The organism is Peribacillus cavernae, from assembly GCF_003989135.1.
Classification (GTDB): domain Bacteria; phylum Bacillota; class Bacilli; order Bacillales; family DSM-1321; genus Peribacillus; species Peribacillus cavernae.
On the sequence record NZ_RYZZ01000002.1, the window covers coordinates 50509 to 67399 of the forward strand.

At 40.1% G+C, this 16891-nt stretch carries 14 protein-coding genes and 5 pseudogenes; 12 read left to right on the top strand and 7 right to left on the bottom strand.

Translation table 11 applies throughout. The annotated features are described in order from the left end of the window. Positions 1-68 precede the first annotated feature (68 nt). The 8 genes and pseudogenes from ELQ35_RS02105 to dnaB all read left to right on the top strand — a co-directional run bounded on the left by ELQ35_RS02105 (position 69) and on the right by dnaB (position 5171). On the top strand, positions 69-650 hold the full coding sequence (locus ELQ35_RS02105) for a glucose-6-phosphate isomerase (RefSeq protein ID WP_221884949.1): 582 nt from the start codon (positions 69-71) through the stop codon (positions 648-650). 32 nt (positions 651-682) lie between these two features. Beyond that, positions 683-1606 (top strand): phosphoglycerate dehydrogenase, encoded by a 924-nt coding sequence (locus ELQ35_RS02110; protein ID WP_126863209.1) that lies wholly within the window; start codon positions 683-685, stop codon positions 1604-1606. Positions 1607-1710: 104 nt separating this feature from the next. Beyond that, positions 1711-2268, top strand: a complete 558-nt coding sequence (locus ELQ35_RS23370; protein WP_281278091.1) for an HAD hydrolase family protein — start codon at positions 1711-1713, stop codon at positions 2266-2268. Next, positions 2243-2494, top strand: a complete 252-nt coding sequence (locus ELQ35_RS23375) for an HAD family hydrolase (RefSeq protein ID WP_281278092.1) — start codon at positions 2243-2245, stop codon at positions 2492-2494. Before ELQ35_RS23370 ends, ELQ35_RS23375 begins: the two co-directional genes overlap by 26 nt. Before the next feature lie 298 nt (positions 2495-2792). After that, positions 2793-3269, top strand: coding sequence for a hypothetical protein (locus tag ELQ35_RS22925; RefSeq protein WP_126863210.1), 477 nt, complete (start codon positions 2793-2795; stop codon positions 3267-3269). Between the two features lie 13 nt (positions 3270-3282). After that, the gene (locus ELQ35_RS22930; protein ID WP_246025941.1) at positions 3283-3549 is read left to right on the top strand and encodes a conserved phage C-terminal domain-containing protein; all 267 of its coding nucleotides are present in this window, start codon (positions 3283-3285) and stop codon (positions 3547-3549) included. After that, a complete protein-coding gene (locus ELQ35_RS02130) occupies positions 3536-3871 on the top strand; it encodes a hypothetical protein (protein ID WP_126863211.1) in 336 nt (111 codons plus the stop codon). The genes ELQ35_RS22930 and ELQ35_RS02130 overlap by 14 nt, the downstream gene beginning before the upstream one ends. 5 nt (positions 3872-3876) lie before the next feature. After that, a pseudogene (gene dnaB / locus ELQ35_RS02135) lies at positions 3877-5171 on the top strand (replicative DNA helicase). A gap of 339 nt (positions 5172-5510) precedes the next feature. Here the strand turns inward: dnaB and ELQ35_RS02140 are convergent. Beyond that, entirely contained in the window at positions 5511-5738 is a 228-nt protein-coding gene (locus tag ELQ35_RS02140; protein WP_126863212.1) for a hypothetical protein, read from the bottom strand. An 89-nt stretch (positions 5739-5827) separates the two neighbouring features. Here ELQ35_RS02140 and ELQ35_RS22935 point away from each other — a divergent pair, with 89 nt between their 5' ends. The 3 genes and pseudogenes from ELQ35_RS22935 to ELQ35_RS02155 form a co-directional block, all read left to right on the top strand. After that, the gene (locus ELQ35_RS22935) at positions 5828-6025 is read left to right on the top strand and encodes a hypothetical protein (protein WP_281278093.1); all 198 of its coding nucleotides are present in this window, start codon (positions 5828-5830) and stop codon (positions 6023-6025) included. Between the two features lie 511 nt (positions 6026-6536). After that, positions 6537-7902, top strand: a pseudogene (locus ELQ35_RS02150) (aldehyde dehydrogenase family protein). 133 nt (positions 7903-8035) lie between these two features. Beyond that, positions 8036-8965, top strand: a pseudogene (locus ELQ35_RS02155) (aminotransferase class III-fold pyridoxal phosphate-dependent enzyme); the annotation flags it as partial. Between the two features lie 98 nt (positions 8966-9063). On the opposite strand, the gene ELQ35_RS02160 reads toward ELQ35_RS02155, so the two are convergent. After that, a complete protein-coding gene (locus ELQ35_RS02160; protein WP_126863214.1) occupies positions 9064-10407 on the bottom strand; it encodes an ISLre2 family transposase in 1344 nt (447 codons plus the stop codon). A 186-nt stretch (positions 10408-10593) separates the two neighbouring features. On the opposite strand from ELQ35_RS02160, the pseudogene ELQ35_RS02165 reads away from it, so the two are divergent. Next, a pseudogene (locus ELQ35_RS02165) lies at positions 10594-10994 on the top strand (aminotransferase class III-fold pyridoxal phosphate-dependent enzyme); the annotation flags it as partial. Positions 10995-11366: 372 nt separating this feature from the next. On the opposite strand, the gene ELQ35_RS02170 reads toward ELQ35_RS02165, so the two are convergent. The 5 genes and pseudogenes from ELQ35_RS02170 to ELQ35_RS02190 all read right to left on the bottom strand — a co-directional run. Continuing rightward, positions 11367-12878 carry an amidase gene (locus tag ELQ35_RS02170; protein WP_126863215.1) on the bottom strand — a complete coding sequence of 504 codons (1512 nt, stop codon included), beginning with the start codon at positions 12876-12878 and terminating at the stop codon, positions 11367-11369. Between the two features lie 75 nt (positions 12879-12953). After that, positions 12954-14501: an AbgT family transporter gene (locus tag ELQ35_RS02175; protein ID WP_126863216.1), complete on the bottom strand. Its 1548-nt coding sequence runs from the start codon at positions 14499-14501 to the stop codon at positions 12954-12956. Between the two features lie 29 nt (positions 14502-14530). Further along, the gene (locus ELQ35_RS02180; RefSeq protein WP_126863217.1) at positions 14531-14995 is read right to left on the bottom strand and encodes a RidA family protein; all 465 of its coding nucleotides are present in this window, start codon (positions 14993-14995) and stop codon (positions 14531-14533) included. A gap of 358 nt (positions 14996-15353) precedes the next feature. After that, positions 15354-16235 carry a MurR/RpiR family transcriptional regulator gene (locus ELQ35_RS02185; protein ID WP_126863218.1) on the bottom strand — a complete coding sequence of 294 codons (882 nt, stop codon included), beginning with the start codon at positions 16233-16235 and terminating at the stop codon, positions 15354-15356. Between the two features lie 184 nt (positions 16236-16419). Then, positions 16420-16550: pseudogene (locus ELQ35_RS02190) on the bottom strand (GTP-binding protein); the annotation flags it as partial. Between the last annotated feature and the right edge of the window lie 341 nt (positions 16551-16891).

Consider the following 16891-nt stretch of genomic DNA (forward strand, 5'->3'; position numbering starts at 1 on the left):
ATGAACCTAAAATAACAGAGTTATTTAATAAAGTGTAGTTTTTATAACTTTTACGAGGAGGATAAATTGTGGAAACATTAACTCAATTGTTAAAACCTTTTTCGGTTTACTTTAGCTTGAATAATGGGTTATCGGATACTAAACCCTCATTAAAAAGATATTTGTCCCAAATGAAAGGAATGTATAACGATGACCAAGCGTTTGACCTTATGTTGAAAGACAGGGATTCTCTGGTTTATGAATTCCATGAACTAGGTGTGCCGGAAAAACCAGGAAATCTGGCATTTGGAACGAGTATTGTTTATCCTGGCAAAGTAGGTAATGAATATTATATGACAAAAGGTCATTTTCATACAATTCTTGATACATCCGAGGTATACTACTGCATTGGCGGGAAGGGATACATGCTCATGGAAAGCCCAGAAGGAGATTGCGATATTCAAGAATTCACCCCGGGAAAAGCAGTTTATGTTCCTGGGCGTTATGCTCATCGAAGCATTAATACCGGGAATGAGCCATTAATTACGTTTTATGTTTTCAGGGCAGATGCGGGGCATGATTACGGAACTATAGAAAGCAATGGTTTCAGAAAAATTGTAGCTGAACAAGATGAGAAACCTGTTGTAGTAAATAATCCTAAATGGCAATAATTTAGTTATTTTAAATGAGGAAGTGAGTAGATATGACCCAAAAAGTTTTTGTAACCCCCCGTTCATTTGGTAAAAATAGTTCGGTTCCTCTAAATTTATTGAAAGATCAGGGTTATGAAATTGTCATGAACCCATATAACAGAATATTATCAAAAGAGGAAATGATAACTTTAATTAAGGATGCAAACGGTATAATTGTGGGCGTTGACCCCTTAGATAAAGAGGTTTTACATCATGCAAAAAAGCTAAAGGTGATATCAAAGTACGGTGTGGGGACAGACAATATTGATATGGGATTTGCTAGAGAATTAGGCATTCCAGTTACAACTACCCAGGGAGCAAATCAGGATGCTGTTGCCGATTATTCAATAGCTTTAATGTTAGGGGTTTCTCGGAGAATAACCCATATTGACAAAGAGTGCAGAAAATTAAACTGGAGTAAAATTACCACAATAGATATGTGGAGTAAGACACTAGGTTTGATTGGTTTGGGTAATATTGGAAAAGGTGTTGCCGGAAGAGCAAAAGGATTCAATATGAAAGTACTCGCTTATGATTTGGTTAAGGATGAAGCTTATACTGCCGCCAATGGTATTGAATATGTTGATTTTGATACGATTATTAGGGAATCCGATTTTATCAGTATGCACTTACCTTTAACTGAAAAGACCCGAAATATCATTAGTGATAGAGAATTCGAAATGATGAAAAAAACAGCAGTTATTGTAAATACTGCCCGGGGTGGTTTGATTGATGAAGAAGCCTTGTATCGGTCCTTAAAAGGAAATAAAATCTGGGGTGCTGGAATTGACGTTTTCGAACAAGAACCACCGGTTCAAAAGGAACTTCTTGAACTAGACAATTTGATTATAGGCTCACATTGCGCAGCATCAACCCATGGGGCGATTGATAATATGGGTATCCAAGCATCGACCAACCTAATCGCTGCGTTATAATTTAAAAAGATGCTTTATAACCATAAAGCTATGGGACCATCCCTGAATTTTCGAACGGTCTTAATATATTGAAAGGGAAGGAATAATTAGTGAGGAGGATCTTCATGTGTAAATATAAACTTTTATTTTTGGATATTGATGGGACCATAATGAGGCCCGATAATACAATTGAACAATCTACCAAAATAGCAGTTTTCCAGGCCCAGCAAAAAGGGATTGAAGTTGTCTTGGCCACTGGAAGACCACTGCACGAAATTGCAAATATAGCTGAAGAACTCCATGTAAAATCTTTTATTGGGTATAACGGCGCCTATTGTATCTATAATCAAAAAGATATATTTAAAGAACCAATGAACAGGAAAAGCGTTCGATATTTTGTAGATACAGCTATTATAAAACGTCATGAACTTGTCTTGTATACGAGCGAGAAAAATATCCTTACCACACTTGACTCTGAGCCAATGAAACAGTTTGTAGCAGAATTTCAGTTGAATAAAAATGAGATAATTACCCCTTCAGTCATAGATAACATTTTAGCGATGACAATAATTACTGACTCGGAAATTGGTGATAGCCATTATAAGATAGATGATAGTATTCATTTATCACAGGTACAAGGAATGAATCACTGTTTTGATGGGAATCAGAGACAATGTAAATAAGGGTATTGGTGTAAAGACATTTTTAGAGTATTTGGGTTTACAACGTGAAAATTCAATTGCTTTTGGAGATGGCTTAAATGATAAAGAAATGCTAGCTTTTGCCGGAGAAAGCTTTGCCATGGGAAACGCACACACTGATCTTTTTTCTTATGCGAAAAATAAAACAACCGACGTTCTTAACGCTGGAGTTTATAATGGATTGAATTCCCTTGGACTAATTGATTAAAAAAATATGGTGGGTATTGAGGTTGGGGAATATTCCTCAACCTTTTTAAGTATGATGTTTGCTTCATAGTCTTCAAGAATATTTTTCTTAAAAATGGTTGATGGGTAACATCAATTATTTGAGATATATCAGTTGCTATAAGATGATTCCTAGAACACAAAAAAAGTTTATCCGACCTGCTACTTTTGACCCGTTTGAAGTTATATAAGGGGTGAAGGACGAAACAATCGAACGTTGTATTCCGGTTACTTTGTTTGGGGTTTCGGCTATGACACATTTTCGGGAAGGAGTAGGTAAAATGAATAAATTAATCCTGAATGGCACCCCGGTTTTGGTTTTTCCGTCTTTAGCGTTGAAAATTGGATTGAATGAGGCCATCATGCTTCAACAGGTCCACTATTGGTTGTCTAAAAGCCAGCATTGGATCGGCGGGAGAAAATGGGTGTACAACACGTATCAAGAATGGAACAGACAGATGCCGTTTTGGTCGGTGAGCACCGTCAAGCGGACGGTCAGGGCACTGGAGGGTATGGGGTACTTGATCTCGGACAGGTTTAACTATAGCCAGATGGATCAAACGAAATGGTATACGATTGATTATGAAAAGTTTGCAGAATTGGAGGAGGAACTTCGAGAAGTTCATGATGGTCTGTCAGAGTGCCAGGATGATGTGTTATCGGAGGCAGAACGAGCCTCAGAAGGTAGTAGCGTGAGTCAAGCAATACCAGAGAGTACTACAGAGACTACAACAGAGAAAAAAGAGGCCTGTTCGTGAAATCATTCAATACCTGAACCAAAAAAAGAATTCCGCTTACAAACCGACTACCAGAAAAAACAAGGAACTAATCAGAGCCAGGTATCGAGAAGGGTTTATACTGGATGATTTTAAGAATGTCATTGACCTTAAAACAGTGGAATGGCTGAATGATCCGCATTGGAGCAAGTATCTTCGGCCGGAGACGTTATTCGGGACGAAATTTGAATCCTATTTGAACCAAAAGCCACCTAAGAAAAAATGGCGGAGGGAGGATTTTGATTTACATGACGAAGAATGAACTGTTTACAATATTCGAATTAATTATTGTGTATTATGACCAATTTGAAATCGATCAAAAGAAAGTGGATGCCAGGCATGAAGTATTGCGAACCTGTTCGTTTGAAAAAGTGAAGGAACGACTGCTGTCATTCGTTTCTGTGTCAACTTTTCCGCCAAAAGTCTCGGATCTCGCTGGATCAGGAGCGGCCGTTTCCCGTGCCATTCCTGATTACCAGGAGACTGTTGTCATCCTGAAAACCCATCAGAAGCCAGCAGCCAATAAAGTCATTCAGCAAGAATTAGCAAATATGAGAAACATACTCGGGATCAGGAGGGCCTGAAGGCGATGGAAGGAATCGGGTTGTTTAATCAAGAAGCGGAAGAGGCGTTGGTGGGATCACTTTTTTTGGAGGAAGGTATAATCAAGGAATGCATTTTCCAGCCGGAACAATTATATAATAACAGGCTAAAGCGGATCCTCTGGGCCATGAAGCGGGTGGATGAAAAAGGGAAGCCTATTGACGTGATCTTGGTAATGGAGCAGATTGGCACACAAAATCTGGATAAGATTGGCGGCGTTAGCTATATAACGGAATTGGCAGGCAGCGTTCCTACTGCTAATTTTCACTTTTACCAAGACATGGTCCTCGAATACTCTCAAAAGCGAAAGGCAGTCGAGGTTGCTGGCAGGATTATCGAAGAGGCAAAAACAGAGGATATTGGCAGCACCATCCAACAGGGAATTCAGGAGCTCATAAAGATTGATCAAAATAGAAACGAGGAAGATGGCGGAAGCATTATACCCTGCCTGACCGAAATATACAATGATTGTGAAACGGAGTATGCGGACATAACGGGCATTCCTGTTGACTTCAGCAAGCTCGACATGCTAACAGGGGGATTTCAGGAATCTGATTTTATCGTAATTGGAGCCAGACCCAGCGTCGGGAAGACAGCTTTTGCCTTGAACATCGCGGCTTACGCTTCCAACAAGGATGTATGCCTTGTCTTTTCTTTGGAAATGGCCAAAAAGCAACTCTTAGCGACAAGTTTCCTTGGTGACATCAGTACCCAAAAGATGAGAAACCCAAGAAAAACGTTTGAGGATGAGGACTGGATGAAGTTATCGAGGGCCATGGGGAAACTGTCCACAGCCAATCTGCAAATCTATGACAAGGCTGGAATGGACATGCCCTATATCTCGTCCCAGGTTCGGAAGGCGAGAAGGGAGTATGGTGAAGAAAGAAGAATACTTGTTGTGATCGACTACCTTCAGCTAATTGTCGGGGATGCGAAACACAAACAGAACCGCCAGACGGAAATCAGTGAAATCAGCCGAGGTTTGAAGCACATGGCAAGAGAGTTGCATGTATCAGTAATTGCCCTTTCCCAGCTCAGCCGCAGCGTCGAAAGCCGGCAAAATAAACGGCCGATGCTATCAACTTGCACGAAAGCGGTCAAATCGAACAGGATGCCGACCTCATCGCCTTCCTGTACAGAGATGACTATTACAATATGGATTCCGAAGAAGACAATATCGTTGAGGTGATCCTGGCGAAGCAAAGGAATGGCCCGATTGGGACGGTGAAACTTGCCTTTCACAAAGAATATCGGAGGTTTGAGGAGACGGAGAGGGTGTGAATTAATAAGATTGATCATGATGGGGCCACTATTTTTAAGTCCCCTGTAAGGATTATTTTATCTCAACTGACGTTTAGATCATCATTTGTAAATATCTCCACAGGGTCCAATGTCTAATACAATAATAATCAACTTATCATTCTCTATTCGATACAAAGCCGAAGGGATCCGATACGAATTCGAAAATCATCATGATCGGACCCCTCTAAAGGCTTTACATTTGCAATAGCATATGGATTTTCACGAAGCTGACTAATGACCTCTTTGACTTTGTTTTGTAACCTAGGTGGTAACTTCTCATAATACTTAATTGCAGGCTTTCTAATTTTCACATCATACTTAGGCATGGAGATCGTCCCAATCAACGAGATCATCATTTTTAATATCAATATCTGCTTGTTTTAATATTTTCTTTTCTTGATCTGTTAATGAGTTATCAGCTTCAACAATAATATCTTTTTCATCGTCTTTATCAATAACAACCCTGATTAGATCATACACGAGTTTTGCATCATTATCAGTCACAAGGTCTACAAGTAGATGAAGGTCTTCTTTGCGAATACTCATTATACCACCCCTTAATAAGATTAATTTCCCTTTATTATACACAATAAAGTATTCATTTTAAAGGGAAAAGGGGTCAGACTGCCGAGGTCATCGTTTTATTAAATGATGGGACAACTGGAGGGGGATTTGTCACGATCGGAACGGTTATTAGTCCTGACTTAGATTTGATCGCTCTATCCAGACCTTCGGCCACCTCCCGATTTTTAGCGGTTACTATGGATAAAGCTATCGAAGCTAGGAAGGAACGACAAAAGAAGTTCTCTGATTTAACCGATTTATTAAGATGAATCCGAATCGATTTTGGATTGGGTATATACTTGAAGGTTCTCACAAGAAAGATGAGGTACCATTTTAAATTAGTTAGAGCATACATTGTCTCCTCTTGTTCCCCAATATGTTCTTCCTTATTTAGTTTCCATCGGAGAGAATAGTCAAGGATAGGGGTAACTGATGCGCTTCATTCTTAAATAATCTCTTTTAAATTTGTGATGAGAGTTTTGACGTTTAATGCCATTGAAATAGGGTTAAATTTTGCTTCTAGTTAAGTTGGGGAAACTAAGGGACCGGAAAAATTGCACCCATCTCCATCAAGTTTAAATCATTTAATGTTGAATAACATTCATTCAATTTTGAATAACATCAAATTCAAAAATTGAATAAACACATCACACTATAGTATTAGATGACGTAGGGTACCTATTTTTAAAACTTGGCATGAAAATTGCATAATAAATTAGTAGTGTTGAGATTTGTAGAGAATACGTACAGGTTCCTTTCTGTACATAAAAGTTGAAATGGATAGGGAGGCAAAATGATGAAAAACACTTATTTATAAATGGAGAATGGGTAGAGGCCAAAGAATATCGTTATTTGCATAGCCCTTATAGTGGTGAACAGATAGCAGAGATTGCCTTTGCAGATAATGAAGAGGTAGATTTGGCAATTAATGCGGCAGAAAAAGCGAGGTCTATCGTGGCTAAAATGCCTGCACATCAACGAGCTACCATTTTGGAAAAGCTAGTCAAGCTAATGGAAGAAAAGGAAGATGAATGTGCTCGTCTGATTGCTCTAGAAGCAGCAAAGCCTTGGAAAACGGCAAAATTAGAAGTGGCCCGGACTATAATGACCTACAAATTTGCTGCTGAAGAAGCAAGGCGCATTCACGGGAAAACGATTCCTATGGATGCTGCGCCTGGAGGAGGAAGACCGGATTGCCTTTACGATTCGACAACCACTTGGGGTGGTTGCCGCCATTACTCCGTTTAATTTTCCGACGAATCTCGTTGCTCATAAAGTAGGCCCTGCAATTGCAGCAGGCAATACGGTCGTGTTAAAACCAGCAGCACAAACGCCGCTTACCTCTTTATTTTTTAGCTGAGATGTTGCATGAAGCTGGATTGCCGGCAGGGGTGCTAAATGTGAACACAGGTAGTGGGAGTACAGTAGGTGAACAAATGATCCTAGACGAAAGAGACAAAGTCATTACTTTTACCAGAAGCCCCGCTGTCGGAATAGGAATTCGTAATAAAGCAGGTTTGAAAAAGGTGACATTAGAGTTAGGTTCTAACTCTGCCCTTATTGTGGATAAAGGGGTAGATGTAGACACCATCATCTCTAGAGCTGGGACAGGAGCGTTTGCATTTGCTGGACAGGTCTGCATTTCTTTACAAAGGGCATACGTTCACGAAGAGGTATATGATGAATTCGTGGACAAACCAAAACATTGAAATTAGGAAGACTGATGTTTCAGCTTTAATCAGTACAACGGATGCAGATCGTTCCTTACAGTGGATCGAGGAAGCCAAACAGTCAGGGGCAACTATAGCCATCGGTGAAGAGAGGGAAGGGGATATTCTACAGCCTACAGTCTTACTGAATGTAGATCCAAAAGCAAAGGTATCTTGTCAGGAAGTATTTGCTCCTATTGTATTAATTAATAAGGTTTCTTCTGTTGATGAAGCGATTGGATATGTGAATGACTCCAAGTACGGTCTGCAAGCTGGTATTTATACTCCAAACGTAGCAACAGCCTTTCAAACAGCTGAAACTTTGGAAGTTGGTGGGGTCATGATTAATGATTCCGACCTTTCGAGTAGACCATATGCCTTATGGTGGAGTAAAAGAAAGTGGAGTTGGCCGTGAGGGATTAAAATATGCCATTTAAGAAATGACTGAAATGAAATTGATTTGTTTCAAAAAATAATTGATAGATTTATAGGATCAAAAGCTAATTTAATAGATTAGACAAAATGAGATGAGAGGAGAAAGAAAAATCAGATGGAAAAGACCATGAGAAAATATATCAACTAAACACTTCGATTCCAGGACCTCAATCTTCCGTTCTGTTAGAAAAGAGAAAGACCCACGTTCCTCAAGGGGTATCCAATACCGTTCCTTCTTTTGCTGTAAAGGGGAAAGGGGCACTTCTAACCGATGTGGATGGAAATACGTTTATTGATCTTGCGGGTGCCATCGGAACGCTCAATGCTGGTCACTGTCCGCCGAAGGTAGTGGAAGCACTGATTGAACAAGTTCAACAATATATTCACACCGGTTTCAATGTAATGATGTATGAACCTTATATCAATCTAGCAGAGAAATCAAACCAAATCACTCCTGGTTCGCATGCGAAGAAAACATTCTTTTTGAATAGCGGAGCGGAAGCAGTAGAGAATGCAATTAAGTTAGCCCGGAAATTTACAGGGAGAAAGGGGATTATTTCTTTTGACCGCGGATTCCATGGGCGAACGTTGTTAGCGATGTCTTTGACCAGCAAAGTAAAGCCATATAAGTTTGGATTCGGCCCTTTTGCACCCGATACCTATAAAATGCGCTACCCATATTATTACCGTGCCCCATTAGGTGTGAATCAAGAGGAGTTAGATCAGCTCGTATTGAGTCAATTAGAAGAATTCTTCTTGTCCGAGGTGCCAGTGGAAGAGATAGCAGCCATTATTATGGAACCTGTTCAAGGGGAAGGAGGATTTATCGTTCCGTTGAAGACGTTTGTACAAGGCGTAAAAAAGGTTTGTGAGAAGTATGGAATTTTGTTTATTGCAGACGAAATTCAGACGGGATTTGGACGTACAGGTAAAATGTTTGCAATAGAGCATTTTGAAGTCGTTCCGGACATCATGACGATGTCGAAATCGATTGCGGCAGGATTGCCGATCAGTGCCGTAACTGGAAGAGCGGAGATTATGGATTCAGCAACACCAGGAGAGATGATTGAGTCAAGCATTTGTTGGAGGAATTTATTCCCACTTAATATTTGTAAGCGAATTCATGATTTTAGAGTTCTCTCATGTTGATAAATAGCCGTTTTTTAAAATCCCTTTAACGCCTGCAATGCTCTGTATACTGGAATATTTGCCTTACCCTTCAGGTACTCGATGTTATCTCTCGTGGCTTCACCGATCGTGCTTGTCACCTTCTCCACATAATGCTTTGGCGGATTCTTTTCCTCTTTGGTTTCGTTCCATTTCTCCACGCGGCCAAATAACGTTTTTAGGGCCAGTTTGTCCAGGGAAGCCACCAGTGCTGTCATCATGGCATTTGCTCCGTTTTCCACCCAGCTTCGGCCGTTTTTAAGCCGTTTTGCGAATACACTCATGGTTCCTTCAGCGCTCCCCATTGGGCGCATTCCTTCCGTATCAATCCCTTTCTCATTCAGCCACTTACGATAGTCACCCAAAGCCTCTGGGTACTGCTCCAGCTGATGAATGAGTTCTTCCAGCCGCTTTTCTTTTGCCTCCGTATCGAGCGTTCCAACAGCACTATTCAACTCGGTAATCAGCTTTTCACCGTTGTACGCGGCCAGTGCCTTTTGCATGTCCCGGTAACGGGGATGTTCACGAAACAGCCGTCGGATATCCCGGGCCACATGGAAGCGGTCGATTGAGAAAAAGGCGCGGCCATTGAAATGTTCCCTGCAAGCAGTAATCCAGTTTGCCCCGTCACCGTTGATGATTAAAAGGTGTACGGTTGGATCATAATCGAACGTGTCCATGAGATAGGTCTCAAATCCCTCCCAAAAGGGCTCCTTGCCGCGATGGACATAGTGTCGCTTGTCCTTCAGGCTGACTCGTTTTCCGTTGATTTCCCACCCCTGATGGACCGCTGCTATCTTTTCTTCCTTGCTCTTTTTCCCTTTCTCTTGCCTCTTCAGATATAACCCATCCACCTCCACAAACAAAACAGGACGGAGAACCGGCTGCCGCTCTTTCGGGATACTGATCACCTTCAAAAGGTGTTGTCGGATGGCTTCATGGCTCATAACACGATAACCTAGAAGGGTTTCAAGCGTGTTCGCTGCCTTTCGGTAAGAAGGGCCTGTAACCGCCAGCTCGATGGCTGCTTCCTCTACAAGAGGGCTGAACCCACCTGCCCCTTCAAATTCTAAATAACGGTCTAGGAGATAAACATACTCGCCTGTTTTTCGGTCCCGATAATAGTTTCGATTTACCTCAATTTCCCCAAATAAGCTGACTAATTTCAAAACCCGCTTATCTTGCAGGCGATACCTTTGTACATCTCTTTCCTCTGCAATCTGTTTATCTATATCCCCTAAAAATGTGGCCATGACAGTTGAAAAAGTCTCCTGTAATTTCCTCCACACTAATTGCTCAATCTGTTTTAAATTAAGATAATCTGTGGTATTCTTTTGCATGAGGGCACTCTCCTTTGAATCGGGTTTTAGTCGACTATGATTCTACCAAGAAGAGGCCCTCTTTTTCATGTATTTTGCTTACCCTACCGCGCTTCCGCTTACTGTCCTTTATTTCCAGAACGCAGTCTTCGACTACATTCTGGAAATAAAGGTATTTAATTCTCCTACAAACATTTTACTCATACAGAGATCGGGGGAACTTATGGTGGTAGTCCATTGGGATGTGTAGCTGCACTCAAAGTGATTGAAATGATGGAAGAAGAAGGACTTATAGAAAAAGCGCAAGTCATCGGTCAGACGATTGTTTCGCGTTTTGAGCGGATGAAGGGGAATTCCCTGTAATTGGGGAAGTAAGAGCCTTAGGGGCTATGTGTGCGGTAGAGCTAGTGAAAAATCAGGCAACTAAGGAGCCGAATAAAGAATTAACGGCTCAGATTGTTCAAGAATGCTATCGTCGAGGAATCATCATCCTAAGTGCCGGATTATATGGAAATGTATTGCGTTTCTTATCTCCCCTGGTGATCACCGATGATCAGTTAAATGAAGCCTTGGATGTTATTCAAGAGGTGTTTGAGGATCTGGCATAGTTAATCATTGCTAACCTTGCTTAATCTCATGAATAAGCAAGGTACTGGAGTATTTTACAAACTTGCATTGGGGTTTGAAAAGTAACTTGCCAACCTAATCTCATAACCCCGGGAGTCTGTCAAGTGCTCTCCTTGACTGGCTTCCAGGGTTATGAGCCACTGCACAAAAATGAGAATATGGAACCAAAACATACAAAGCTTGGGTTCCTATGGTAAAACTGAATTTATATTGTCTATTTTTGGAACCGCAATGACTATATGGAAATGACCTGAAATTTACCTATCCTCCTCAAAAAATCTCACGTAAATCCTTAAATTACGAATCGATTATTACCCAATTTTAACCGAATCTTTTAATTTTGACAGAGGCTCTTAGTTGTTAACTTTAGCTATTGGCTGGATATCTAAAGAGCGATTTTTACAAATATCATAAATATGATGCCAAGGCTTAAGTTTTTCAAAGATTGAACTAGCTTTTAAAACGTCCGCATCTCCATATCGTTTACCAATAATTTGCATGCCGACTGGTAGACGGTTATCGACAAGACCTGCTGGAATTGAAGCCGAAGGATGACCTGTAAAATTAGTGAGGGTCGTCAAAGCCCAACCAATTAGCGGATCCACTTCCTCACCGTTTATATGTGTTGGTCCCATAGTATTTCCATCTGGAACATTTTCAACAGGTAGGGTTGCTGCAGTCGGAGTTATTATTAAATCATAGTTTTTGAATACATTTTGTATTGTATCAAATATTTTCGTGCGCATGATTTGATCTCTTTGTACATCAAGCATATTCATTTGATATGCCTTTTCAATCCCTTCAAGGTATCGTCCTGGTAAATCATCACGATAATCCTTTAGTAAATCTATACCCTTACTTTTAAAGTTTTCAAAAACAGAAATGGACATCCTCATAGCGATTCGGCAAAAAAGATCACTTAACTCTCGTTGATGAAATGTAATGCCAATATTAACCATTTCCACCGTTGCTCCAGCCTGTTTGAAAACATTTACAGCTTCGGCGACTGTTTCCTCTACACGCTTGTCAATAGGAAAAACGTCAAAATTAGGACTGTAGGCAATACGCCAGCCTTTGATCGAACCACGTAATGCCGACAAATAGTCTACTTTTTCATTCAAGCTATAAACATCCCGATCGTCATAACCTGTTAAAGCGGTAAGTCCAAGGGCAGCGTCCTCTACAGTTCGTGTTAACGTTCCCTCTGTCGAGAAGAGATCTGTTCTAAACCCATTCGGTCGCCCAAAGAAAGGAACACGGCCTCCCGCAGGTTTAAATCCATAAAGACCACACCAAGCCGCTGGAATACGAGTGGAGCCTCCGCTATCTGATCCTTCGGCGATTGGAACAAGGCCATCCGCAACAGCAGCTGCTCCACCACCTGATGAACCTCCAGAATTTCTGCTTAAATCAAATGGATTACGAGTAGGTCCGAACAAATAATTGTCTGTTACCCCACGAAAGCCAAAAACAGGACTATTTGTTTTACCTAAAAAAATAGCACCTGCCTTTTCGAGACGTTCACCAAAAGGATTATAATAGTCAACAATGTTGTCTTTAAGTGCTCTTACACCGCCAAAAGTGGAAATCCAGCCAGGCTTTGCACCGAACAAATCCTTAAGGGCAGTTGGCACACCATGAAGGATACCTAAATCTTCACCAGCCAGTAAAGCTCGTTCTGCCTCTTTTGCATTTTTCAAGGCATCATCATACCCAAAGTATACAAAAGCATTTAAGCTTTTGTTTCTTTCTTCGATGCGTGTGATAAATGCTTCCGTTACTTCGACTGGGGACAATTCTCTTTTTTTAATCTTGGCAGCCAATTCACTCGCTGACATAAAAGCCAATTCGTTGTGTGAAATCATTTTTTTACCTCCACTTAATTAATTTTTCCTCATCTAAGTTAACTCTTGTACTTAGAAATCCCCTATCACCAGATGTCACTGTACGTGTATATAATTACCTGGCCCTAGTGGTAATCCCAGGAAATACCAAATAGCAAATAAACCAATCCAGAAAATTCCGTAAAACAATGTGTAAGGCAATAAAATTGATATTAAGGTACCTATTTGGATATCCTTATTGTATTTCTTTGCAAACGTCAGTAAGATTGCGAAATACGGCATCATCGGCGTAATTGTGTTTACGATAGAATCCCCTATACGGTAAGCCGCCTGAGTGAAGGCAGGGCTATACCCTAATATTAGAAACATTGGTACAAAAACGGGTGCTAGTATGGCCCACTTGGCGCTTGTACTTGCAATTACAAAATCGATTACAGCAACAAACAGTATAAATAAAATTAAAAGAGATAAACCTGTTATTCCTATTTCCTTTAAAAATTCCGCACCTTTAATTGCCACGATTGGCCCTAAATTGCTCCAGTTAAAATAGGCTATCATTTGTGCTGCAACAAATGCCAAAACAATGTAGTAACCCATCCCAGACATTGATTTCGTAAGATGTTCAGCAATATCTTTATCAGAGCGAATTACCTTTGCGCCAACCCCATATGCAATCGATGGAATCAAGAATAAAAATAACATGATGGGAACAAGACCTTTCATTAACGGAGAAACAAGCAGTGAATCTGTTTTCGGATCACGTAAGAAAGCTCCACTTGGGAGAGTTAAGATAAGCAGAATCACAACACAAATAAGGAGAGCAATCCCAGCCCATAACAAGCCGCGTTTTTCTTCTTTTGTAATATCCTCTATTTCAGCTTGTATCTCTACCGATCCAGAATAAGAGCCCAGTCTTGGTTCTACGATTTTAGAAGTAACATACACGGTCAATGGTATTAACATAATTGTAGAAGCAGCCATGAAGTAATAGTTCATAGCAGGGTTGGCTACAAAATTGGGGTCAATAAATTTAGCACCTGTCTCAGTAAAACTCGCTAGCAATACATCCACAACGGATAGTAACAAGTTTGCACTAAACCCGCCAGCGACAGCAGCATAAGCGGCCGCAAGTCCGGCAATAGGATGCCTACCAATCATGATAAAGACCATCGCTGCAATCGGAGGCATCACAATAAAGGCGGCGTCTGCAGCAACATGACCAAGCAAACTGACTAATACAATGATTGGTAAAATAAGTGGCTTGGGTGAAAGGAGTACCGTTTTTTTCATCGCCGCTGAGATGAGACCCGTGGTTTCGGCTATTCCAACCCCCAACATTACTGACAGAACCAAACCCAACGGTGGAAAGGATGTAAAGTTTGTAACCATTTCGGTTAAAATCTTTATTATTCCTTCACTACTTAGTAAATTTACCGCAACAATTTTTTCATTGGTGGTTGGATTGACAGTTGACCATCCTAACGATGCGGCAATACTTGATAGGAGTAAGACAGCAATAATAATTAACAGAAACAGTGTAAGGACATCAGGTAGTTTGTTACCGTATTTCTCCACACGATCAAGGAATTTTACAAAAGGGCCTTTCTTTCTTGATTTATCTACATGAATTTCAGGAAGAGACATGAGCATACCACCTTTTATATATTTTCTTATTAGGTTTTAAGTTGGACAATCATTTCAATCTCTACCGGGAAGTTAAAAGGAAGAACAGATGTACCTAAAGCAGATCGAGTATGTTTGCCTCTTTCTCCAAAAACATCTACTAGCAAATCAGAAGCCCCGTTAATCACTTGCGCCTGCTCATAGAAGTCTTGAGCACTGCTTACCAGTCCAAGTACTTTGATAATTTGCTCAATCCGGTCAAGATCCCCAATTTCTGCTTTGATGATGCTAATTAAATTGAGCACTGTGATTTTAGCAGCTTCGTATCCTTGATCGGTAGTAAGATCAGTACCAAGCCTACCCGTGTAGAGGGGTTTCCCGTCCATAAAACAAGTAGATCCAGAAGTGTAAACAACATTATTAACTTGTAAACAAGCAACGTAGTTCGCCATTGGCGATGGAGCCGACGGAAGGACGAGCCCAATTTCCTTTAATCTTTTTTCAATAAGTGACATAAGTTCCTCCTTTTAAGGAAGTATATACTTCATTTTTAAATAAACAATGAAGTATATACTTTAATAATAGATAGTTTATATAATTCCGAAAATTAAGTCAATCATTTTTAAAAATAATAAATTTCTTTTCTTTGAATTAGATGTTGAAGTCCTTCCTTCTAAGTTATTGATATTTGCACTGATTAATTTCCATTTGTTTTTCTTTATACAATTTTCACTGGACAAAGATTGTAAAAAAAAGAAGCAGACGTATGCCAGCTTCTCTTAGAGCCTCTATTCAATTCTTTACTATGTTATGGCTTTAGTGGTGTCATGCAAATCGCTATGGAAAGTATAGGGGTTTATTGGATTGAGTAATTTAGTTCTTTTGGGTATCATTCTTGAAAACCGAAAAAAACTGCTCACTCGTTTCCTCATAATCTTTAAGACGCTTTTCTACCTCATCCGACTTAGAAGACGTAACTCCTGACACAATTAGGTTTAACAATGAAAAAACCATGGGCATTCCCTTGATCCCTGTAGGTGAGGGTGTGTAAACTTTTACTAACAAGTCTGCCAATAAACCTATAGGAGATAATTCGTTATCTGTAATTGCTAAAATTTTCACTCCTTTCTTCTTAGCATTTTTTACAAAGGTTATTGTATCCTGTGCATAACGCGGGAATGAAAAAGCAATCACAATAATCAGGCACTTTTTATTTATTTCAGAAATTAAAGAAATAGCGTCGTCAAGTTCTCCTCTATAAAGGTGTGTGTTACCTTTAATCATATTTAAACTATACGCCAACCAACTTGCTGGAGCATAAGAGCTTCTCGAACCAACGACACACGTTTTTTTCGAGAGTAAAATCGCTGAAATAATCTCCTCGTATAAATCTGGGCTAAGAGAATCCATTGTTCTTTCGATAAAGGCGATATCTTGTTCTTTAATATATTTAATAAGATCATTGTTTTGACTTTGAACTCCCTTAGAGACCCTGAATTTTTCTAAGGGATCCGTTTGTCTATTTTCTAATAAGGATGCCTGGATTTCCTTTTGTAAATGACTGAAGCCGGTATATCCGATTTTATAACAAAATCTGATAACCGTTGTCTCGCTAGTTTCCGTTAACTCACCAAGTTCTTTTGCCGTCTGAAAAGCAATCTGATGCGGATAGTTAAGGATATAAGATGCTACAAGTTTTTGTCGGTTCGTTAATGTAGAAAAATTCTTTCGTATAAGATCGTTAATAGGTTCCAAATTTATATTCCTTTCTAAAATGATATGGCAATTTTCACAAGAACTTTTCCTTTCTTTATAGATTATAGATTTCTATATTACCTTTTTTCAAATACCAACCTTTTTTAAAAAAATATTGTATCAATCATAAACGCTTACAATAACTTGCTACTACTGGAGTTTGTGCACTATTGTAATTTACCTAAACTTCGCTCGTATCATTTAAATAATGACAGCAACCTTAAGACCTTCGCGGTTATTTAAAAGGTGATTCAGCAAAGTAGCTTTACCTGAACCTAAATATTTGCTTAAAACCGTTACTGGAATCCTTTTCACTTTATACTATTATTTACTTAAGTAGTTCTGGGTGCCTGTTAGAGCGACCGAGCCTAGGTTGCAACATATAGTGGGTGGGATTCCCACCGAGTAAGAACTAGCCATTCACTCGAAGCGAGTCTTGGAGGGCAAGGGGTGGAGCAGCCGTCAAGGCTGAGAATCTAATGGGGTGGAAGTCCCCTATCATCAATTAACCGATTCAGATGATTAGCATATCCGATGCGTGGGGAGGTAACAAACTACGTTCTGCTCGGATGTAAAAGCTACGGCGGCCAGTTTTACGCTGAGAAAACACGGTCGGTACAGCCTGGGTAGCGAGCAAATACAGAGGCCAGAAGGCT